Origin of the sequence: Hyphomicrobium sp., from assembly GCF_036833075.1 — a bacterium.
Classification (GTDB): domain Bacteria; phylum Pseudomonadota; class Alphaproteobacteria; order Rhizobiales; family Hyphomicrobiaceae; genus Hyphomicrobium_C.
Window position 1 is genome coordinate 1 of record NZ_DAITQL010000071.1, and the last position, 21,400, is coordinate 21,400.

A 21,400-nucleotide genomic window follows, 5' to 3' on the forward strand; every position below is an offset into this window, starting at 1 on the left:
CCGACTTCAACATGGGAGCGATGGAGAACAAGGGCCTCAACATCTTCAACGACCGTCTGATCCTCGCCTCACCCGACACGGCGACGGACGCCAATTTCGAATCCATCGAGAGCGTCGTCGCGCACGAGTACTTCCACAACTGGACCGGCAACCGCATCACGTGCCGCGACTGGTTCCAGCTCTGCCTCAAGGAAGGCCTCACGGTCTATCGCGACCAGGAGTTCTCGGCGGACGAGCGCTCAGCGACCGTGCAGCGGATCGTCGACGTGCGCCAGCTCCGCGCGATGCAGTTCACGGAGGACGCCGGCCCCCTCGCGCACCCCGTGCGGCCCGAGAGCTATATCGAGATCAACAACTTCTACACGGCGACCGTCTACGAGAAGGGCGCCGAGCTCGTGCGCATGATCGAGACCATCCTCGGGCACGAGGATTTCCGCCGCGGCATGGACCTCTACTTCGCGCGCCACGACGGACAGGCCGCGACGATCGAGGATTTCCTCGCCTGCTTCGAGCAAGCATCCAAGCGCGATCTCTCGCATTTCAAGCTGTGGTACGCACAGGCGGGCACGCCGGAGCTGGTCTGCGCGCTCTCCTACGACAAGGCGAACAAAGAGGCCGAACTCAGGATCGAGCAGGTACTGCCGCCGACGCCGGGCGAGAGCCGGAAGAAGCCGTTGCACATCCCGGTACGGATCGGTCTCATCGGCGGCAACGGCCAGGAGATCCCGCTCAGGCGCGTCACCGGCGAGGTGATCGAGGACGGCGTGCTGCACGTGACGAAGCGCACCGAGACGTTCCGCTTCGCCGACGTGCCCTCTCCGCCCGTGCCGTCGATCCTGCGCGGGTTCTCCGCGCCCGTGAACCTCACGCTCAATCTCGCCGACCGCGACCTCGAGTTCCTGATGGCGCACGACCAGGACCTCTTCAACCGCTGGCAGGCGGCGAACACGTATGCGACGCGGACGCTCGTCGACATGGTCAAGGGCTTGCGCAAGGGCGAGCGGTCGACGGCGCGCGCCACCGCCTTCGTGACCGCGCTCGGCGCGGCCGTCGGCCATGGCGATCTCGAGCCTGCCTACCGCGCGGAGCTTCTGAAGCTGCCAAGCCAGGACGACATCGCACGCGTGATCGGGCGCAACGTCGACCCCGGGCTGATCTTCCGTGCGCACCGCCAGCTCCTGAAGCTTGCGGGCACGGTGCTCGGAGATGCGCTCGAGGACGTTTACGCCGAGATGCGCGCGACGAGCCCGTTCTCGCCCGACGCAGAGAGCGCAGGCCGGCGCGCGCTCCGCAACGCGGCGCTGACGCTGCTCTCGGCGCGCGGCACGGCGGCCGACGAGACGCGCCTGGCGCATCACTTCTTCAAGGCCACCAACATGACGGACGAAGCCCACAGCCTCATGCTGCTGGCGGCCAGGTCCGGCCCCGTACGCGAGAAGGCGCTCGCGCATTTCTACGATCGCTGGAAAGGGGATCACCTCGTCATCGACACCTGGTTCGGCGCGCAGGCGATGTCTCCGGCACGGTCGGCGCTGGCCCAGGTCAAGGCGCTCACGCGCCACCCCCTTTTCAGCCTCACGGCGCCCAACAAGGTGCGGGCACTGATCGGCGTGTTCGCGACCCAGAACCCGGTCCAGTTTCATCGGCCGGACGGCGCCGGCTACGAGTTCGTGGCCAGGCAGGTGTTGGCCATCGACCGCTTCAACCCCTCGATCGCGGCCCGCATGCTCGGGGCTTTCCGCATCTGGCACGCCCTCGAGCCGGGGCGCCGGGCGGCGGCCCGGCGCGTGTTGCAGAGCATAGCCAAGACCCCGGGTCTTTCCCGGGACGTATTCGAGATCGTGACCAGGATGCTCGACAGGTAACACCCCTGAAAACTATGATTTGGCCACATTTAATCTCCCTCGACACGGCCGACTCGAATCGGTGAAGTAGGGGTGTGATTCGCTGGCGTACCGGCAGAATTCTCGTCACGCTCACCACGTAAAAATCGCATTGGAGATACGGATGGCTGGGACCCTGTCGGCCTGTCCACGGGAGGAGTCTGCCTTTCGAAACGAGGCGTCCGCCGGTCGAACGGCGGCGGTCTCCGTCCTCGCCAAGGCACCCGCCGTCCGCCTGCTCCAAGGTGTCGTCGTGGTGCACGGTGCGGGGCTTCTGCTCGCGTTCGTCCATCCCGTCTCGCTGCCGTCGCTTGTCGTTCTCATCAGCGGTTTTGCCGTCACGCTGGCCGCGCTCGGGATGCTCCAGCCGCACACGTCCACCGGATCACACGATCTCTCCCCGCCGTTGGCGGGCAGCGGGGCCTCGCCCTCCCCGCTGCCCTTCGTAGGTGAGCGGATCGCGCTTGAACCGGATCGCCTCGAGCTCACGAGCCTCGCCCGGGCCGCGGCCCGGCTCAGCCACCTGTCGTCGGGGCAAGCCCACCCCTGGGGCGAGCTCATGGCGCGCGTCAGTCACGAGTTGCGCACGCCCCTCAATGCCGTGATCGGCTTTTCCGATGTCATGCAGTCCGAGTTGCTGGGCCCCGTGGGGCACCCGCGCTACCGCGAATACGCGCGCCACATCGGCGACTGCGGCCGCGACCTCCTCAAATCGGCCGAGGACACGCTCGCCATCACCTGCCTGCTCGACCACGACCCGAGCATGCCGGTCGCGACCGGCGTCGACCTGCGCCTCATGGTCGAGGACGCGTGGACCTTCCATTCCGGACCGAACAGCAGCCACGGGCTCACCCTCGACACCGAGATTCCCGAGGGCATCGAGATCATGGTCGAGCGGCGCCCCATGCGCCAGATCCTGATCAACCTCTTCGCCGAAGCGGTGCGCCGCTCGGACGCCCGCGGGCGCCTCGGCGTGGTCGCCACCATCAACGGGGATCTGGTGCAGATGGAGGTCTTTCTCCGCGGGCAGCCGGGCGCGCCCGGCGTCGGGCAGGCGTCGCTGCCGATCTGCCTCGCGCGAGCGCTGCTTGAGCTTCACGGCGCATCGCTGATCGAGGTGGACGACCCCCACGCGACGTGGCGCGCTATCACCGTGCTCAAGCGCGACGCGCAACGCGACTTCTTCGCCGCGCTCCCGGAGGCCATGCCGCTCCCTGTGCCGGCGTCTCCATTCCGAGAGGCCGTTTACGCCTGATTCAGTCGGCAGACGGCGCGGACTTCGGCTCGTCACCGGTCTTGGCCTTCTTTTTCGTGGCGCGCTCCTTGAAGGGCTCGTTCATCTTCAGCCACCGGTCCGCAAGCTGGCGGCGCTCTTCAGCCGTCAGGGTGTCGGCATGGCTTAGGAAGGCGGCAACCGCCGCCTGGCGCAGCGTGCGCTCCTTGTCCGCGGCCGCGGTGATGGCGCCCTCTAGGGCCACCCGGTCGTAAGACCCGGCGGCGAGCTTCTCGGCCGCGGCGCGACGCGCTGCGCGCACATCCTCGACCAGCGGCTTCAGCACGGCGCGGTCCTCGCGCAGCTTCTTGCGGATCTCCTTGCGGCGCTCCTCGGGCAGCCGATAGGTCAGGCCCATCAAGCCGAAGTCCTCGCCGCGTCCGGGCCCGAACCGCTGCGGGCCATGCTTGCCGAAGCCGAAGGTGTACATGGTCCCGGCCGCCGCACCGAGGACCAGCAGGTTGAGCGCCAGGGAGGCGATCAGCGCGTACTTCAGGCGTCGCGATCCGGAGCCCGGAGGCGATGCCGGCTCGGGTCGGGAAACCTCGCTCACAGCAGATCCTCCTCGAACATATCGAGCCCTTCGCTGCCGAATGCGATCTGACCGGGATCGATATCGGCGTCGGCGGAGACTCGCGCCACCAGCGGCGCGACCGCGGTGTCGAACGTTCCGTTGAGGCCGACGAATATGCCGAGCACGAGCGAGGCGGCCAGCAAGGCTGCAGCCGGCCATTCGATGCGGGTCGCCGCTGCCCTGGCGCCGGTCGCCCCAGCGGCTCGGATCTCCGGAGGCGCGACGGCCGGCCGCTCGGCCGCGGCGGCGGCCACGATGCGGTCAGCCAGCGCGCGGGTGTCGATCTCGGGCTCCGGCGCGAGATCCAGGAGCCGGTCGAGGGCCTCGGCCTCGCGCAGGCGGGCCTTCGCTTCGGCGCTGCTCGTAAGCAGTCCGGCGAAATCCCGGCGCACGGGCGCAGGCCAGCGCGTGCGGTCGCTCCCGAAACGCTCCAGAACCTGCTCGAGCGCGCCGACGCCGGTTCCTTCGATTGTGCTTCTCTCAGTCATTGCCGTTGTCCCGGGCTTTCCAAACTCATCCCTCGCTTTGCAGCAGGGCTTTCCAATCTTTCTCCAGGCTGGCGCGGAGCGCTCGCCGGGCGCGCGACAGCAGGCTTTCCACCGCCTCGTCCGATACGCCGAGCACCTCGCCCACCTCGGCCTGGCTCAGGCCCTCGTGGTGGAAGAGCGTCAGCGCGCGGCGCTGGCGCTCCGGCAGTGCGTTCATCGCCTCGCCGACACGCCGGGCGAGATCCTGGTCCTCGAGCCCCTGCGCCTGGGTCGGCGGCTCCGCGACCTCGGGCACCTCGTCCGTCACCACGGTCCGCCGCGTCGCGCGGATGCGGTCCAGACAGAGGTTCGAGGTGACACGGCGCAGCCAGGGACGGAGCCCGTGCGGCCCCACGTCGAGCGTCTCGCCCGCGCGCCAGAGCCGCAGCAAAGCCTCCTGGGCCACATCGTCGGCTTCAGCCTCGTCCTTCAGCATGCGTCTCGCGAGCGCGACGATCGCGCCGAGGTGACGATCCACGAGGATGCGGAAAGCCTGGTCGTCCTGCCGGGCGACGCGCGCCAGAAGCACGCGATCCTCCGGCGCGTCCGGCCATGGACCTGCCCGCACGTTGGCTCCTGGTGTCGTCCCCATGGGTCCGTCGGGCCCCGACCTCACCGTCACACCGCTATATCGCAACTGTCCGCCGGGCAGCGCCACCGGATCCTGCTCCGCAGATGATCTCAGGAGCGGAAACGGCTGTGTCCCTCGGAATCCGTCGCTGGTCCTCGTCGCTCATGCGCATTTTAGGAGATCAACTCCCGGAACTGAACCTCGACGTTCGCCAAGGTCTCGCAGAGGTCCCTTTCGAGGGCTGCGAAATCAGGCGCTCCACCCGCCCGGGCGAGCAGCGCCTTGAGGCCGCTCGGCGCCGTCGCGGGATCGAAAGTTCCCTCAAGACAGAGCCTTATGACCTGAGTCAGGTTATGGATAAGCCGCGTGGCCTGGATGAGGCCATCGGCCTTGGCAGCAGGCACGGCGCCGGCAGCGGCGAGCTTGCGGAACGCGGCGAGCGTATTCTGGTCCAGCACCTCGGGATGGGCGGCCGCGGATACGAGTTGCAGATACTGAGCGATAAACTCGAGGTCCACGAGGCCGCCGCGAACCTGCTTCAGGGCCCAGATCCTGTCGGTCCCCTTTTCGGCGGCGATGCGGGCACGCATGTCGAGAACATCGCGCGCGATGGCGGCGCGGTCGCGCGGGCGCAGGAGCGTGTCGCGGATGGCGGCTTCCACCTTGCTCCGGAGCTCGGGCGGCCCGGCGACGACGCGCGCGCGCGTGAGGGCCATGTGCTCCCAGGTCCACGCCTCCGTCGCCTGGTACTCGCGGAAGGTCGAGAGCTGGGCCGCCACCGGGCCTTTCTGCCCCGACGGGCGCAGCCGCATGTCGACCTCGTAGAGCGCGCCCTCCGCGGTCGGCGCCGACAGATGCGAGATCAGGCGCTGCGTGAAGCGCGCATAGTACTGGCTCGGCGCCAGCGGCCTCGGCCCGTCCGACTGGGTGACCCCGGGGTCGAAGTCGTAGATGACGATCAGATCGAGATCGGACGAGGCCGTCATCTCGCGCCCGCCGAGCTTGCCCATGGCGACGACGGCGGCGGCGCCGCCAGCGATACGGCCGTGGACACGCTCCAATTCCTTCTCGACCTCGGCGGCCAGCGCGGCGATCAGCGCGTTTGCGAGCCGCGCGTAGGCCTCCCCGGCCTCGCTCGCGGTGACGGCGCCGGAGAGGACCTTGACGCCGATCAGGAACGCCTGCTCGCTCCCGACGATGCGCGCGCGGTCGAGCACGTCCTGCTCGTCCACGGCCGCGGCAAGCTCCGTGCGGATCGCAGCGTCGAGCTCCCCCGCCTGAGGGAGGGCTGCGAACGTCTGCGGATCGATAACGGCATCGAGCAGGCGGCGGCGGCGCGAGAGGATGCGCGCGAGGCGCGGCGCGGTTCCCATGATGTCGGCCAGAAGGCGCATCAGCGCCGGGTTGGCCTTGAGCAGCGAGAAGAGCTGCACGCCGCCCGGAAGCTCGGCGAGAAAACGGTCGAAGGTGGCGACGGCGCGGTCCGGATCGGCCGTGTCGGCGAGCGCCTTGACGAGCACGGGCTGCACCTCCGTCAGAAGCTCGCGGGCCCGCGGCGAGCGCACGGCCGGATAGCGGCCATGGTGCCAGCCGCGAATGGCGGCGAGCACATCGCTCGGGCGCGCGTACCCCATCTGGGTCAGCGCCGAGACGGTGCCCGGGTCGTCCATCTCGCCGGCGAACACCAGGTTCTGGCCTTCTGCCGTCAGCTCCGGCGCATCCTCGAACAGGCGCGCATAGTGCCCTTGCACGCGCGTGAGGACCGACAGGATCTCTGAGGAGAACGCGGCGAGGTCCGCACAGCCCGCAAAGCGCGCGAAGCTTTCGAGCTCGGCCTCCTCGCGCGGCAGCTCCTGCGTCTGCTCGTCGGCGACCATCTGGAGGCGGTGCTCGACCCAGCGCAGGTAGAGGTAGGCGTCGGCGAGCTCGTCGGCGGTGCCTTCCTCGATCCAGCCATAGGCGACGAGCATGGCGAGCGCTTCCAGCGTACGCCGCGCGCGCAGGCTGCGCTGGCGTCCCCCGGCGATGAGCTGCTGCGTCTGCACGAAGAACTCGATCTCACGGATGCCTCCGGAGCCGAGCTTGATGTTGTGGCCCGAGACGGCGATGTCACCGAAGCCGCGGAAGGCATGAATCTGGCGCTTCATGGCATGAATGTCGGCGATGGCGGCGAAATCGAGGTTCCGGCGCCAGATGAACGGCTGCAGCTCCGCGAGGAAGGCCTCGCCGGCTTCGATGTCGCCCGCCACCGCCCGCGCCTTGATGAGGGCCGCGCGCTCCCAGTTCTGGCCGAAGCTCTCGTAGTAGAGCGCGGCGGCGTCCGTCGAGAGCGCGATCTGCGTCGCCCCGGCGTCGGGGCGCAGGCGCAGGTCGGTGCGGAACACGTAGCCGGCGGCCGTGCGCTCGTCGATCAGGCGGACGAGATCACGCGTGAGCCGCACGAAGAACGTCGGCGGCTCGAGGCCCGGCTTCAGGCGCGCGCGCTCGAGGTCGTAAAAGACGATGAGATCGATGTCGCTTGAATAGTTGAGCTCGAGGGCGCCGTACTTGCCGACGCCGAGCACCATGTAGCCGGAGGCGACATCGGGGGCGCCGTCGCCAAGCTCGGCGATCCAATCCCCTTTTGCGACGGCCTGGCGGAAGAGGAAGCGGACCGCCCCCCCGAGGGCGGCATCCGCCGTATCCGAGAGCGCGCGCGTCACCTCATTGACGGTCCAGACGCCGCCGAGATCTGAGAGCGCTATCAGAAGCGCCGCCTCCGACTTGAAGACGCGCAGGGCCGTCATGGCCTCAGGCAGGGCCGTTGCCGCCTCGAGGCTCCGGGCGAGGTGTGCGGCGAGGTCCGCGAGGCGCCGCTCGGGGGACGCGCACAAGAGCCCGGCGAGGCGTCCCGGATCGCGCACGATCTCGGTCCTGAGAAAGGGCGAGCCGGCAACCGTTCCGGCCAGCAGCGCCCGCACCGGCTCCGTCTCGGCGCATGCGACGAGACCCGAAAGCGCCGCGTCGCGGCGCCAATCGTCGAGAATGGGATCGAGGCTCGCGCCGCCGCGCGGGTCCTGCGGCAGCCACTTCGACGGATCGATCCGTTCGCTCAGCGTTCCGTCCGCGCCGATCTCGCCTGCCATGCCGCTCCCTCGCCCCTGCGTCTTCGGGAGACCGACCTTGGCACAGGTCTCCCGCCTCGCCCACCTCCGTCATTCGCGCTCCAAAGCGCCGCAGATGACGACGGTGGAAAGGGAGAAAAGGCTCGGACGAGTGCCTAGGCGCCTTGCGGGAGCGGGAGCGTGACGACGACACGCAGGCCGGGGGCGTTGTCCTCGAGGCGCACGGCGCCGTTGTGCAGGCGTGCAACCGCCGCGACGAGGCTCAAGCCGAGGCCGGTGCCCGGCCGCGTCCGGCTCTTTTCGAGACGCACGAAGCGGCGCAGCGCGCGGTCGCGATCCTTCGCCTCGATGCCCGGGCCGCGGTCGGCGACCGAGATCTCGGCCGGACCGTCGGCCGCGGCCGTGACCTTGACGGAGACGGTCGCGTCGCGCATCCCGGCGCCGCCGGCGGCCTCAGCCGAATACTTGATGGCGTTGTCCACCAGATTGGCCACGGCCTGCCCAATGAGCTGACGGTTGGCGCGGATCGCGATGCCGTCCCGGGTCTCGATGGCGAGCGCAAGCCCCGCCTCATCCGCCACGGGCTCGTACAGCTCCGCGACGTCGTGGACGAGATGGCCGAGGTCGAACGTCTCGGCGCTCTCCTCGACGACGCCCGCCTCGAGCCGCGCGATCAGAAGCAGCGCGTTGAAGGTCTTGATGAGGTCGTCGGCCTTCTCGATGGCCCCTTCGAGCCCCTCGCGATACGCGTCGCCCCCGCGCGGGTCGCGTAGCGCGGCCTCGGCGCTGTTGCGCAGCCGATTGAGCGGCGTCTTGAGGTCGTGGGCAATGTTGTCCGACACCTCGCGCAGCCCGCTCATGAGCTGCTCGATGCGGTCCAGCATGCCGTTCAGATTCCGTGACAGCTCGTCCAGCTCGTCCTCGCTGCCGGTGACCGGAACACGGCGCGAGAGGTCGCCGGCCATGATCGAGCGCGTGGTGGCGTTGATGGTCTCGACGCGCCTCAGAACGGAGCGCCCGATGGCGAGCCCGGCGATCAGCGCCGCCACCGCCAGCGCCCCGAACCCCCAGAGGAACGTGCGCTTGATCCGTTCCGCAAGCTCGCTTTGCGCTTCGACATCGCGCCCGATGAAGAGGCGCTGGTCCGGACCGACCGGAACCGGAATGCCGACGGCGAGCCTCTTCGCGCCCGGAGCGTCGCCGTCGCGCGCGTAGCGGAACACGCCGCCCGTCGGGCTGCCCGCGATCTCGGCGGGCAGTGCCGGCAGATTGCCGGCGCGTTTCGTGCCCGCAGCGTCCTCGAGGAGATAGAGGCTCGTCCCCGCCGTAAGGCTCCGCGCCCGGATCCTGTCGGCGAACGCCTCGGGCTCGATGGCTTTCGCCTCGGCGGCAAGCTCCGCGGCCTCCCGGTGCAGCTCCGCCACCACGTGGTCCGTCAAGAGCGTATTGGTCTGCCAGAAGAGCGCGCCGACGATCATCGTGGCGACGAGGAGAAAGACGGTCGCGCTCGCCGCCGCGAGGCGAAACGCCTGCGTCTGCATCGAGCGCAGAAAGAAATCAGAGAGCGCCGTCACGGACCATGTATCCCGCGCCCCGCACCGTATGCAGGAGTGGCCTGTCGAAACCCTTGTCGATCTTGGACCTCAGGCGCGAGACGTGGACATCGATGACGTTGGTCTGCGGATCGAAGTGATAATCCCACACGTTCTCGAGCAGCATGGTGCGCGTTACGACCTGACCGGCGTTCTTCATCAGGTATTCGAGCAGGCGGTACTCGCGCGGCTGGAGCTGGATCGGCTCGCCCGCGCGCGTGACACGGTGGGACAGGCGGTCGAGCACGAGATCGCCCACGGCATAGCGCGTCTCCTGCTCCTCGGGCACGGCACGCCGGCTCAACGCCTCGATACGCGCCAGGAGCTCGCTGTAGGCGTAGGGCTTGGTCAGATAGTCGTCGCCACCGGCACGCAGCCCCTTCACGCGGTCGTCGACGTCACCCAGCGCCGAGAGAATGAGCACGGGCGTGCGGTTGCCTTCCGTGCGTAACGTCTTGACGACGGAGAGGCCGTCGAGCCGCGGCAGCATGCGATCGACGATCAGGATGTCGTAGGCGTTGGTCTGGGCCATGGAGAGCCCCGTCTCGCCGTCGCCGGCGACATCGGTGGCGTGGCCGCTCTCCTTCAAGGATTTCTGGAGGAAATGCGCCGTCTCACGGTCGTCTTCGATCACCAGGACGCGCATGGCTCGACTTTCTCCCTGCAAGCTTCCCCCGCCCCGAGGCTTCGATGCGCGGGAGGGCCGCCGCGACTCGGCAAGCCCCGTCCGGTCAGATACATCGGGGCGGCCCGGCCCCTCAAGAGCCGCGCCGCCCCGCTGATGAACGACCTCTGGCGAGATCAGCCTTTCTTGAGCTGGATCGGCACGATGCGGCGCTGATCAGCCGACTTGATGTGGAGCATCACCGCCTTGCGGCCGAGCTCGACCTGCCTCTTGACGCCGTCGGCGACATCGGCAGGACCCGACACCGTCGTTCCGCCAACCTCGAGGATGATATCGCCGGCCTTGATGCCCTTCTCCGCGGCATCCGAGTCGGGATCGACCTCGGTCACGGCCACGCCCTCTCCGCCGCTCTTTGCGGGCGCGAGCGTCAGTCCGAGCTGGTCGAGCGCGGTCGACGTCGGATCAACCGACTTGCCCTGCTCGAGCTTGGCGATCTCGTCGTTCGAGCCCGGAAACTTGCCGAGGCGAACCTTGACGTTCTCCTCCTTGTTGCCGCGCCAGACCTTGACGTCGACCGTGGTATCCGGAGCGTAGTCGGCGATCTTGCGGGCGAGATCGCGGCTGTCGGCGATCCTGTCGCCGTTCACCTGGACGATCGCGTCCTGAACCTTGAGGCCCGAGGACGACGCCGGACCGTTCGGCGTGATCTCGCTCACGAGCGCACCCTTGGCCTCGCCGAGGCCGAGCGCGGACGCCGTGTCCTCGTCGACGTTCTGGATCTTGACGCCGAGCCAGCCGCGGCTGACGGACCCGCTCTTCTGGAGCTGGGCGATGACGTCGGTCGCGGTGCGGGCCGGGACCGCGAACGCGATGCCGACATTACCGCCCGAAGGGCTGAAGATCGCCGTGTTGACGCCGATCACCTCGCCGGAGAGGTTGAAGGTCGGGCCGCCGGAGTTGCCCTTGTTCACGGCCGCGTCGATCTGGATGAAGTCATAGGGACCCGAGCCGATGTCGCGGCCCTGCGCCGAGACGATGCCTGCCGTCACGGTGCCGCCGAGACCGAACGGGTTGCCGACCGCCAGCGCCCAGTCGCCGACGCGCACGGGCTTGTCGGAGAACTTCACGAACGGGAAGGTCTTCGACGACTTGATCTTCAGCAGTGCGATGTCGGTGCGCGGGTCGGTGCCGACCAGATCCGCCTCCATCTTCTCCTGGTCGTCGAAGCTGACCTGGATCTTGGTCGCGCCCTCGACGACGTGGTTGTTGGTGACGACGTAGCCGTCCGCCGTGATGACGAAGCCCGAGCCCTGCGCCTGCGTGGGGCGCTGCTGGGGCATGTTGCGGAACTCCTTCGGCAGGTTCTTGAAGAAGTCGTAGAACGGGCTGTCCTCTGGGATGTCGGGGAAACCTTCGGGCAGGCCCTTGGCGTTCTTTTCGCCCTTACCGCCGGCCACGACCGAGATCGAGACCACCGACGGCTTCACCTTCTCGATGACGTCGGCGAAGGAAAGCGGCGCGCGGCCGAACGGCGTCTCGACGGTGGACGCATCGGGGGCGAGCTGGGCAAACGCCGGCTTGAGCGCAACGCCGCCCATCAGAACGCCGGCCGAAGCCAGAGCCGCCACGGTTGCGTATGCGACGCGCCGTCCCGACGCCTTGCCCGCGCCTCTCTCCAACCCTGGCCCGGTCTTTGCTTTGGGCGTTGTACCACCGGAAATAAGCATTCAAGTCCTCCGCTCGGAAAGCGCTGAAAATCACTGTCCCGGCAAGAGGTACCCCGTTCGGCCTTACGGCCGCCTTTCGGTCACGTTAAGAGTTGGTAATGAGTGAGACGCCCCGTCCATTCCCCAGTTCGATCGCTGTCCGGCGGGGTCTTCCGCGGCCGGCAGCCGGGGGCGTTCTTGCCGCTCTCGGGGTGGCCCTCTGGGCCGCGGCCGCCGTCCCGGCGCCGCTCGTCTCTGGCCCCGCCGATCCCGATTTCGGACAAGATGGCACCGGCCCCGTGCAGCAGGTTGCCGTTTTCGGCACCGACGACCGCGCGCCGCTACCCGGCGAACGGGCGCTGCTCGGCCGCTCGATCGGCCTCCTCTACGAAGGCAAGACGCACTCGGTCTGCACCGCCTTTTGCGTCGGCGACGACATGATCGCTTCCGCGGGGCACTGCCTGTTCCGCACCGAAGGCGAGCGCCCACTCCGCCTCAAGGGGGTCGAGTTTCGCCTCGAGCCGCGCGGCGAGCGGGCCATGAGCGCGCGCATCGCGGGATCGGAGCACAACGGGGAAGCACAACACGTGGCGGCGGGCTCGCTGACGCTCCGCGTGCGCCCGCCCATCGACGCCGCCCAGGACTGGGCGCTGATCCGTCTCGCCACGCCGATCTGCAAGGGTCGCGCGCTCCCGATCAGCCGCGCACCCGCCGACGCGCTGACCGTGCTCTCGGCGGCAAAGCGCATCTACCAGGTGAGCTACCATCGGGATTTCGGGACCTGGGAGCTCGCTTACGGCGCGCCATGCACGGTGCGCCGCTCATTCGCGGGCGCGGACTGGACGGCAATTTCGAAGGATTTCGCGGACGCGGGCCATGTGGTGCTGCACACCTGCGACACGGGCGGAGCCTCATCCGGCTCGCCGCTGCTGATCGACGGCGCGGAAGGTCCCGAGGTCGTGGGTATCAACGTCGGTACCTACCTGCAGTCGAAGGTGCTGACACAGCACGGCGAAGTCGTGCACCGCTACAAGTCCGAAGCAGTCGCCAACACCGCCGTCAGCGCGGGCGCATTCCGGCCGACGCTCGAGGTCCTGGCGCACGCCGACATTCTTGCGCGGCGCGCGGACATTGTCGCTCTTCAGCACCTGCTCGCGGCGGAGGGGTTTTACGGCGGGACGGCGGACGGGATCTACGGCCCGTTGCTGAACGCAGCCGTGCGGGCATTCGAACGCTCGGAGGGACGCCGCGAGACAGGGCTTGCGACAGGAGTACTCCTGAAGCGCCTCGCCCAGCGCGATGCGGCGCGGCGCGTGGCCCCGAAGCCTCCCGCGATCGAGACCGGCAGCGTCGGCTCGCACACCCTCAGCCGCGACAAGGCCAAGCTGCCGCAGCAGTAGCGTGTTTCTGCATTCTCCTCAGACGCATCTGGACCCCGACCTCCGGAGTGAAGAGACCGGGCGTAACAAATTCAACGCCATCCCGGCGAAGGCCGGGATCCAGACACGTAAGAGAATTTGATGAGGTCCGCTTAGTTTTTGGCCGGCCGCTCTTGCTCGGATTTGAGCAAGGCATCGAGGGCCGCCTGCTCTTCGGCGGAAAGCTTTCCTGTCGGGGGGGCGGCTTCGGCCTTGCGCGGCGTGCCGAACGCATTCCACAGGATCAGCACGGCGCCACCGAGCGCGAGCAGCGGCATCAGCCACAAGAGCAAGGTCTCGGCCGAGAACGGCGGCTTCAGCAGCACGAACGCGCCATAACGCGCGACGATGAAGTCGCGCACCTCCTGGTCGGTGTCGCCCGCGGTCAGCCGCTCGCGCACCAGCACGCGCAGATCGTGGGCCAGCGGCGCGTCGGAATCGTCGATGGACTGGTTCTGGCAGACGAGGCAGCGCAGCTCCGCCGAGATCCCCCGCGCCCGCGCCTCGAGCGCCGTGTCGGCGAGCACCTCCTGCGGCGTGACGGCGTAGGCCGGAACGGGCAGTGCGGCCGCGGCGCCGGTCCACGCGGCCAGCGCAATGCAAGCGATCCGTCGTGTAAGGCTCCTCATCGCAACCCTCACTCTGCCGGGACGGTGGCAGCGCGCACGGCCCGGCGCGGGGCTCCGACGCGCAGCCGCCGGTCGGAGAGCGAGACGGCGCCGCCCAGGAACATCACCAGCGCGCCGATCCAGATGCAGCGCACGAGCGGATGGAAATAGAGGCGCACGGCAAATCCGCCGTCCGGTTGCTGGTCGCCGAGCACGGCGTAAAGATCGCCGGACCACGCGGCATGGATGCCGGCTTCGGACGTCGGCTGGGGCGGCGCGTCGTAGAGGCGCTTCGAGGGCTCGAGGCGGGTCACGGGCTTGCCACCGTACGTGACGTCGAACACGCCGACGGTCTCCGTGTAGTTCGGCCCCTTCGACGGCGCAGCACCGCGGAAGGCAAGCTCATAGCCCGCGATCCCAGCCGCCTCGCCGGGCTTCATGAGCAGGATCGCCTCGCTCTTGTAGGCCGTGGTGCCGACGATTCCGATGACCACCAGCCCGACGCCGAAGTGCGCGAGCATGGTGCCGATGGCAGCACGCGGAAGGTTGACGAGGCGGCGCAGCGACTCGGCCAACGGCACGTGCCCGAGCTTGATGCGGAAGGCCGTTTCCGAGAGTGCGCCCGCCATCACCCAGGCGCCGATGGCGAAGCAGAACGGCGCCAGCCACGGACCGCGGTGGGTGAGCGCGAAGGACGCCACGAGAACGACGGCGGCAATGACGCCGGCCGCGATCAGGCGTTCCATGGCGGCGGCCAGGTCGGCGCGCTTCCAGGCGAGCAGCGGTCCCAGCGGAAGCGCCAGCAGCAGCGGGATCATCAGCGGCACGAACGTCATGTTGAAATAGGGCGCGCCGACGGAGATCTTGCTGCCGTTCAGCGCCTCGAGCGCGAGCGGATAGAGCGTGCCGACGAGCACCGTCACGCAGGCCGTGGTGAGGAGCACGTTGTTCAGCACGAGGGCACCCTCGCGCGAGATCGGCGAGAAGACGCCGCCCTGCTTGAGATCACGCGCGCGCCAGGCGAACAGCGCCAGGCCGCCGCCCGTGAACAGCATCATGATCGAGAGCACGAACACGCCGCGGCCCGGGTCGACGGCAAAGGCATGCACCGACGACAGCACACCCGAGCGAACGAGGAAGGTGCCCATCAGCGACAGCGAGAAAGTCAGGATCGCGAGCAGGATGGTCCAGACCTTGAGCGCCTCGCGCTTCTCCATGACGAGCGCCGAATGCAAAAGCGCCGTGCCCGCGAGCCATGGCATGAACGAGGCGTTCTCGACCGGATCCCAGAACCACCAGCCGCCCCAGCCGAGCTCGTAATAGGCCCACCATGAGCCCATGGCGATGCCGATGGTGAGGCACATCCAGGCGGCGAGCGTCCACGGGCGCACCCAGCGCGCCCAGGCGGCATCGGTGCGCCCTTCGAGCAGCGCGGCGATGGCGAACGAGAACGCCATCGAGAAGCCGACATAGCCCATGTAGAGGAACGGCGGATGGAACGCGAGAGCGGGATCCTGCAGGATCGGGTTCAGGCCGTTGCCGTCGAACGGCGCCGGATCGAGGCGCTCGAACGGGTTCGACGTGACGAGGATGAAGAGCAGGAACGCAAGCGCGATCGAGCTCTGCACGGCAAGCACGTTGGCCTTGAGGGTGGCCGGCAGGTTGTTGCCGAAGAGCGCGACCGCGGCGCCGAACACGGCGAGGATCAGCACCCACAGCAGCATCGAGCCCTCGTGGTTCCCCCACACGCCCGAGATGCGATAGATGAGCGGCTTCGAGGAGTGGGAGTTGGCGGCGACGTTGGCGACCGAGAAATCGGACGTCACGTAGGCGTACATCAGTGCCAGGAATGCGATCAGGATCAGGGCGAGCTGACTTACGGCCGCGGGCTCGCCGAACGCCATCAGGCGCGGATCGCGCACGCGCGCCCCCCAGGCCGGAACGATCATCTGCGCAATGGAAACCAGGAGCGCCAGGATCAGCGCGAAGTGTCCGATCTCGATGATCACGCCGCCCGTCCTCTCACATCTCGAATGTTCTTGAGCGCCGACGCATCCACCCGAACAACGTCATCCCGGCGAAGGGCGGGATTCATGCAAGTCTCAGCGCGTGCAACGTTGAAGGATCGCGCACCGGGCGGCCGAGCACGCACCCTCATCCCGCGTTGCCGCCCCTCGAACCCAACGGAACGCGCATGCGCAGAAGCTGGCATGGGTGTCGGCCTTCCATGCGGAGCATGGCTTCGCCAATGACGCCGGCATGACGTCGGTGGAGAGGCAAGCAATGTGATGCAGGGTGCGGACGGAGTCCTCATTGGGTCGTGGCCTCCTCCGGATGGGTTGCGCCCTCCCCGAGCTTCACACCTTTCTCCTCCAGCGCTTTCGCAACCTCGGGCGGCATGTAGGTCTCGTCGTGCTTGGCGAGCACGGTGTCGGCCACGAACAGGCCGTCCGGGCGGAGAACGCCCTCCGCCACGACGCCCTGCCCCTCGCGGAAGAGGTCCGGCAGGATGCCTTCATAGGTCACCGGGACCGTACCCAGCGTGTCGGTCACCGTAAACGCCACGCTCGTCCCCTCGCCGCGCTTCACCGACCCCTCAGCCACGAGCCCGCCGAGCCGGAAGCGCACGCCGTCGGCGATCTTGTGTTGAGCGATATCGCTCGGCGTGTGGAAGAACACGATCGACTGGCGGAAGGCGAACATCATCAGGATGGCCGCGATCGACAGCACGCCCACGCCCAAACCGATCAGAAGCCCTCGCCGCTGTTTGCGCGTCATTGGGGGATCGTGCGCTCCTTTGTCTTGATGCCCAGGCCTTCGGCGGCCCTCTCGATCTCGCCGAGCGAAGCCTGGTCGCCCGCGAAATTGGCACGCGCGCTCGCGAGCGCCTCCTCGGCGTCACCGTCGCGCCCCAGCACCTTATAGGCGCGCGCGAGGCGCATCCAGCCGTCGAGATCCTTGCCGTTCTGCTTGAGGCGCTCGGCGAGGCGATCGACCATTCCGGCGATGAAGGCTTCGCGCTCGGCCGGCGCCATGGCCGCGATGTCGGGCGTTCCGGCCGGGGCGGAGGGTGCGGACGGCACCGCGGTCGATGCGAGCGGCGCCTCGCCCGGCGTCCCGTCGGTCGGCTCGCCCCTGAGCTTCCTCTCGACCAGATCGACCCGCTCCTGCACGATTGCGCGCCACGGCGCATCGGCCGGTGACTTGGAGAGGATGTCGCGATACTCGGCCGCGGCACCCGCGAGATCCCCGTCCTGCTCCTTGCCGAGCGCGAGCCAGGCGCGCACCTCGATGCGGTTCGGCTCGAGCTCGAGCACGCGCAAGGTGGCCTTGCGGACGGGCTCACTCACGATGCCGTCGCCCGCGAGCATCGTCGCCTCGGCGAAGCCCAGGAGGCGGCGTACGTTCTCGCCTTCGAGACGGTTCGCCTCGGCAAACGCGTGCGCAGCGTCGGCATAGCGCTGAAGCCGCAGATACACGGGCGCGATGGCGTCCCAGCCCTTGCCGTCCTCGGGATGGGCCCGCAGGCGCTCCTCGACGCGCGCGATCAGCTCGCCGACATTCGACCGGCCGACATCGGCCATCTTGCGCCCATGGAACGGCAGGTCGGGAAGGTGGGGCGATCCCTCGACGAGGTAGAGCCCGATACCGAGGACGGGCAGCAGGGCGGCGATGGTGATGTAGATCCCCCGCGCGCGGGACAGGCTTGCGGCGTCGCCGGCGAGAGGCGCGGCATCGGCCTCCGTCGCGCCCGCGCGCTTCAGGAGACGCCGGGCCACCTCGGCACGCGCGCTCTCGATCTCGCTCGCGGTGACGAGGCCACGATCACGCTCGGCGTCGAGCTCGCGAAGCTGGTCGCGGTAGACGGCGAGATCGGCTTCGGCCGGCACGACGGCATCCGGCCGCGCCTTTCGCAGAGGCCGCAGCAGAAGCGCAACGATCGCCGCCGTCAGAAACGCGAAGCAGAGCCAGAGCAGCATTGGAAGCCTTCTAGAGCGCAGTTGTTCTTTGTGCGAATCGGGACCGCGCTCCAAGTTTTTCGATGAAGCCGATGAGTGGCCCTCCGGACGGTTGGGTCCGAAGCGGTCATGCTCCAGGCTGTGACCTCATGATGGGATGGGAATTGACGCAAAAAGACGGCGCCCCTCTGGAGCGAGCCAGACTTGGCCACCGCAGCGGCCCAAGGGCGGCGTCAAACCGCGTGCGCGCGGCACGCGCATGGCGATTGTCCCGACCTCGGCCCTTTCCGGCCCATCAATGCTCCATCCCGTCATGAGGTCACAGTCTGGAGCATCGTCCCGAGTTCAATAGGGGCGAGGGTCCAGGCTGGCAAGAGCCGCACGGCGTCACCGCGGCGTTTTGGCGTCGCAGGCGCGCCCTCACGACGACAGGCGCGGACAACGCACGCTGCACTGCGGGAGAGATACCTCGGGAGGCGCGAGCCGTCAGGTTACGTCACTCTCAGGCCACGTTGCTCCACGTGCCGTCGGGATTGCGGCAAGCCGTACCGCGGATCGACTGCGGCCGGCCATCGACGTAGACCTTGTGCGTATAGTCGCGGCAGTCGACGGTGCCGCGCTTGTACGGCCGGCTGGGGACGACCTCGCCATAACGGCCGTTGTCGGGGTTGCGCCATTGGCGCGAGACGCCGGACTGGCCGCGCTCGAGCGCATCGTATTCGGCTTCCTGTGCGAGCCTGCGATCCTGCGCATCCATGGACCGGCCGACCTCACTGCCGACGATGCCGCCGACAACGGCGCCGATCGCAGTAGCAGCGACGTTGCCCGTGCCTCCGCCGACCTGGTTGCCAAGGATACCGCCGGCCACCGCTCCGACCACCATGCCGGTATCGGCCTTGCTCGGACCGTCGGGTCCGCAACCAGCAAGTCCAATCGACAGCATCAGAAGCGCGCCGGCGCCAATCGTGCGCATGAAGATCCCCGTTCTTGCCCGCGGGCCTGTCTACCGGCCGGACCTCGGCCGCAAACACCATACGCGGCGCGCCGATGGGGCCTCACCTTGCCCAAGGACGGCCCAGACTGTTCTCGTCTTCAAGCACATCCGATTTCGGGTTTCTACCGCGATTCAGGCGAAAGTTCGGCGTTTCCACCGAAGAAACTCGGCCTTCCCGCGCGGCAAAGAAACGGTGAGAAATGCGTTACATATCCACCCAATAATAGGGGCACGGGCTAGCGCACCTTGGCATTCTTTCGGGCCGCTGATTCGCTTGGCGCGACCGCCCGCTTCGCCGCGACATGGGCGCAGAGAACCAACTCGATGTAAGCAGAAAGCTTTCGGCTGTCGCGGTCTGCCAATTGCTGCAGCTCAGCCTTCAGCTCCGAGGTCAGCCGGACGTTCACCGAAGTGTCCTTCTTCATAAGTTCCGGGTACGGCAGCGGCATTGACCCCACAAGGCAGCGCAAGGTAAAACTTTGCTTCACATTGCGAAGCAAGTATCCTTCCGCGTATGACCGAATTCATCGTGTGTGGCTGCTGCACAGCGGAGGGCCCGCACCGGGCCGCGCCGCTGAGGCGCCGCCTGGATGATCTCGGCACGCGCCACGATTTCGTCGAGACCAATACGTCCGGCAGTCCGGACGCAAACGCCCGGGGCAGGCCGTTTCAGATCCGCGCCGCCATGGATCGCCACCCTGGCAGAACCATTCTGTTCATCGACGCCGGCTGCCGCATCGTCGGCACGCGCGACGATCTCATGCGCGCAGCCGACATCCCCGGCGACATCGCGCTTCATGTCGGGACCGGACGGTGCCCGGACGGCCGCCGCGGGCTCGTCCCTCATGCCGAGACGCTGGTGCTGCGGCCGACGGCTCGGGCTTATGTCTTCGTCAAGGCCTGGATCGAGACCTGGAAACGGAGCGCTGGAACCGACGCCGAGCAGGACCTGCTGGCTGCCGCCCTCGCCCGCGTGCCGGAGCTCTGCGTGACATTCCTCGGCGCGGAATTCTGCACGACCGAAGAAAATGCGCATCCGCTTCCGGTCATCGTGCACGCGTGCGCAAGGACGGCCGGGACGATCAACAGGTGGGAGCGCCCGAATACCGCGCGGCGCCCGTCGTCCTGAGAGGCGAGGCCAAGGACGCCGGCCTCATCCTTCAGGCGGACGGCAGCACGAGGTCGACCCGCAGGCCGCCCATCGGCGAGCGGTCCAGCCGCAGGCTGCCGCGATAGGACTGGACGAGATCGGTCACGATGGAGAGGCCAAGGCCAGTGCCGGGCTTGGTCTCGTCGAGGCGCACGCCGCGCTTGCCGATACGGGCGCGCTGCTCGTCCGAGAGGCCCGGACCGTCGTCCTCGATGTGAATGCTGAGGCGTCCCGACGACCTGCGGCTCGTGCTCGCGGCAACCTCGACCGCGACCTTCCCTCTGGCCCATTTACAGGCGTTGTCGCAGAGATTGCCCAGGATCTCCTCGAGGTCCTGGCGCTCGCCGGCGAAGCGGGCGTCGGACGGGCAGTCGATGGCGATGGCGATGTTGCGGTCGCGGTGGATGCGCTCGAGGGCACGCTTCAGCGGCTCCAGGACCTCGTGCACCGGGGTCGAGCGCCCAATCACGCTGATGCCCGCGGCCACGCGCGCGCGGTCGAGATAGTGGTTGACCTGATCGCGCATGATCTCCGCCTGCTCGACGATCTTCCTGCCGAGCACGCCCTTGTCCTCGCGCGCCTCGTTGGTGATGACGGCGAGCGGCGTCTTCAAGGCATGGGCGAGGTTGCCGACCTGGGTGCGGGCCCGGTCGATGACCTCCTGGTTGGAGGCGAGCAGCGCGTTGAGCTCCTGCTGCAACGGCTCGATCTCGGTCGGCAGGTCGCCGTCGAGCTTCTCGGCCTTGCCGGAGCGGATATCGGAGAGCCCCTGCTCGATGCGGCGCAAGGGAAGAAGGCCGAACCGCACCTGGAACAGCGTCACGGCGACGAGGCCGACGCCGGTCAGCACGAGGGCGGTGGCGAGGCGGGTGAGGAAGTTCGCGAGCCGCGTATCGAGCCAGTCGATGGGGCCGGCGACGATGATGGAGTAGCGCGGTCCCTGACCCGGCGGCCCCGGGTTGTCGATCAGCTCGACGAGGCGCACGCTCTCGCCCGCCGGACCGATGGCGTTCATCCATCGGGCGCCGTCGGCGTCGGGCTTGATCTCGTGCTCGATCGGCAATTCGATGCCGGCATCCCCGAGGGACGCCGAGCGCAAGGTCGGGGCCTGTTTGTTGTCGAGGGGCGCGATCTGCCAGTACCAGCCCGAGCGGGCGTCCTCGAACAGGGGCTCGTAGCGGTTCTTGGGAGAGATCGGCTGCTCGCTCGCGCCGCTCATGCTGTCGACGGCGATGGACGTCACGAGCTTTTCCAGACGCGCGTCGAAGGAGTTCTGGAGATCGTCGCGATAGAGCTGGTAGATGATGACACCGGCGATCGGCAGCACCATCAGCACCCACGCCGCGGACGTCGCGAACAGACGGAACGCGAGCGAGTTAAACGTCATCGGCGCCGCGACTCATGCGGTAGCCGAGA

Annotated in this window: 18 protein-coding genes; 4 read left to right on the top strand and 14 right to left on the bottom strand. The window is 68.2% G+C overall.

What is annotated here, in order from left to right; genetic code table 11:
- On the top strand, positions 1 to 1,865 hold a 1,865-nt coding region (pepN, locus tag V7082_RS16945; protein WP_334150440.1), incomplete at its 5' end, for an aminopeptidase N.
- Positions 1,866 to 2,007: 142 nt separating this feature from the next.
- Complete coding sequence (locus tag V7082_RS16950; RefSeq protein WP_334150441.1) at positions 2,008 to 3,138, top strand: sensor histidine kinase; 1,131 nt, start codon at positions 2,008 to 2,010, stop codon at positions 3,136 to 3,138.
- A gap of 1 nt (position 3,139) precedes the next feature.
- On the opposite strand, the gene V7082_RS16955 is transcribed toward V7082_RS16950, so the two are convergent.
- The 7 genes from V7082_RS16955 to V7082_RS16985 form a co-directional block, all read right to left on the bottom strand.
- A complete protein-coding gene (locus tag V7082_RS16955; protein ID WP_334150443.1) occupies positions 3,140 to 3,709 on the bottom strand; it encodes a periplasmic heavy metal sensor in 570 nt (189 codons plus the stop codon).
- On the bottom strand, positions 3,706 to 4,218 hold the full coding sequence (locus V7082_RS16960; protein ID WP_334150445.1) for a hypothetical protein: 513 nt from the start codon (positions 4,216 to 4,218) through the stop codon (positions 3,706 to 3,708). Before V7082_RS16960 ends, V7082_RS16955 begins: the two co-directional genes overlap by 4 nt.
- A 25-nt stretch (positions 4,219 to 4,243) precedes the next feature.
- Positions 4,244 to 4,849 (bottom strand): sigma-70 family RNA polymerase sigma factor, encoded by a 606-nt coding sequence (locus tag V7082_RS16965; protein WP_334150446.1) that lies wholly within the window; start codon positions 4,847 to 4,849, stop codon positions 4,244 to 4,246.
- Positions 4,850 to 5,001: 152 nt separating this feature from the next.
- Complete coding sequence (locus V7082_RS16970; RefSeq protein ID WP_334150448.1) at positions 5,002 to 7,953, bottom strand: bifunctional [glutamine synthetase] adenylyltransferase/[glutamine synthetase]-adenylyl-L-tyrosine phosphorylase; 2,952 nt, start codon at positions 7,951 to 7,953, stop codon at positions 5,002 to 5,004.
- 134 nt (positions 7,954 to 8,087) lie between these two features.
- On the bottom strand, positions 8,088 to 9,506 hold the full coding sequence (locus V7082_RS16975; protein ID WP_334150450.1) for a sensor histidine kinase: 1,419 nt from the start codon (positions 9,504 to 9,506) through the stop codon (positions 8,088 to 8,090).
- Positions 9,490 to 10,170, bottom strand: coding sequence for a response regulator transcription factor (locus V7082_RS16980; RefSeq protein ID WP_334150452.1), 681 nt, complete (start codon positions 10,168 to 10,170; stop codon positions 9,490 to 9,492). Before V7082_RS16980 ends, V7082_RS16975 begins: the two co-directional genes overlap by 17 nt.
- 155 nt (positions 10,171 to 10,325) lie before the next feature.
- On the bottom strand, positions 10,326 to 11,876 hold the full coding sequence (locus V7082_RS16985) for a Do family serine endopeptidase (RefSeq protein ID WP_334150453.1): 1,551 nt from the start codon (positions 11,874 to 11,876) through the stop codon (positions 10,326 to 10,328).
- A gap of 98 nt (positions 11,877 to 11,974) precedes the next feature.
- Here V7082_RS16985 and V7082_RS16990 point away from each other — a divergent pair, with 98 nt between their 5' ends.
- The gene (locus V7082_RS16990; RefSeq protein WP_334150454.1) at positions 11,975 to 13,255 is read left to right on the top strand and encodes a peptidoglycan-binding protein; all 1,281 of its coding nucleotides are present in this window, start codon (positions 11,975 to 11,977) and stop codon (positions 13,253 to 13,255) included.
- A 131-nt stretch (positions 13,256 to 13,386) separates the two neighbouring features.
- Here the strand turns inward: V7082_RS16990 and V7082_RS16995 are convergent, their stop codons facing one another.
- The 6 genes from V7082_RS16995 to V7082_RS17020 all read right to left on the bottom strand — a co-directional run bounded on the left by V7082_RS16995 (position 13,387) and on the right by V7082_RS17020 (position 19,334).
- Entirely contained in the window at positions 13,387 to 13,902 is a 516-nt protein-coding gene (locus V7082_RS16995; protein WP_334150456.1) for a cytochrome c-type biogenesis protein, read from the bottom strand.
- A gap of 8 nt (positions 13,903 to 13,910) precedes the next feature.
- On the bottom strand, positions 13,911 to 15,890 hold the full coding sequence (locus V7082_RS17000; protein ID WP_334150457.1) for a heme lyase CcmF/NrfE family subunit: 1,980 nt from the start codon (positions 15,888 to 15,890) through the stop codon (positions 13,911 to 13,913).
- Positions 15,891 to 16,191: 301 nt separating this feature from the next.
- Complete coding sequence (gene ccmE / locus V7082_RS17005) at positions 16,192 to 16,659, bottom strand: cytochrome c maturation protein CcmE (protein ID WP_334150459.1); 468 nt, start codon at positions 16,657 to 16,659, stop codon at positions 16,192 to 16,194.
- Positions 16,656 to 17,861, bottom strand: a complete 1,206-nt coding sequence (gene ccmI, locus V7082_RS17010; protein WP_334150460.1) for a c-type cytochrome biogenesis protein CcmI — start codon at positions 17,859 to 17,861, stop codon at positions 16,656 to 16,658. Before ccmI ends, ccmE begins: the two co-directional genes overlap by 4 nt.
- Before the next feature lie 481 nt (positions 17,862 to 18,342).
- Positions 18,343 to 18,813, bottom strand: a complete 471-nt coding sequence (locus V7082_RS17015) for an RT0821/Lpp0805 family surface protein (RefSeq protein WP_334150462.1) — start codon at positions 18,811 to 18,813, stop codon at positions 18,343 to 18,345.
- Positions 18,814 to 19,070: 257 nt separating this feature from the next.
- Positions 19,071 to 19,334 carry a hypothetical protein gene (locus V7082_RS17020; protein WP_334150464.1) on the bottom strand — a complete coding sequence of 88 codons (264 nt, stop codon included), beginning with the start codon at positions 19,332 to 19,334 and terminating at the stop codon, positions 19,071 to 19,073.
- 14 nt (positions 19,335 to 19,348) lie between these two features.
- On the opposite strand from V7082_RS17020, the gene V7082_RS17025 reads away from it, so the two are divergent.
- Complete coding sequence (locus V7082_RS17025) at positions 19,349 to 19,963, top strand: hypothetical protein (RefSeq protein WP_334150465.1); 615 nt, start codon at positions 19,349 to 19,351, stop codon at positions 19,961 to 19,963.
- 31 nt (positions 19,964 to 19,994) lie between these two features.
- Here V7082_RS17025 and V7082_RS17030 read toward each other — a convergent pair whose 3' ends face one another.
- Complete coding sequence (locus V7082_RS17030) at positions 19,995 to 21,371, bottom strand: ATP-binding protein (protein ID WP_334150467.1); 1,377 nt, start codon at positions 21,369 to 21,371, stop codon at positions 19,995 to 19,997.
- Positions 21,372 to 21,400: the final 29 nt, after the last annotated feature.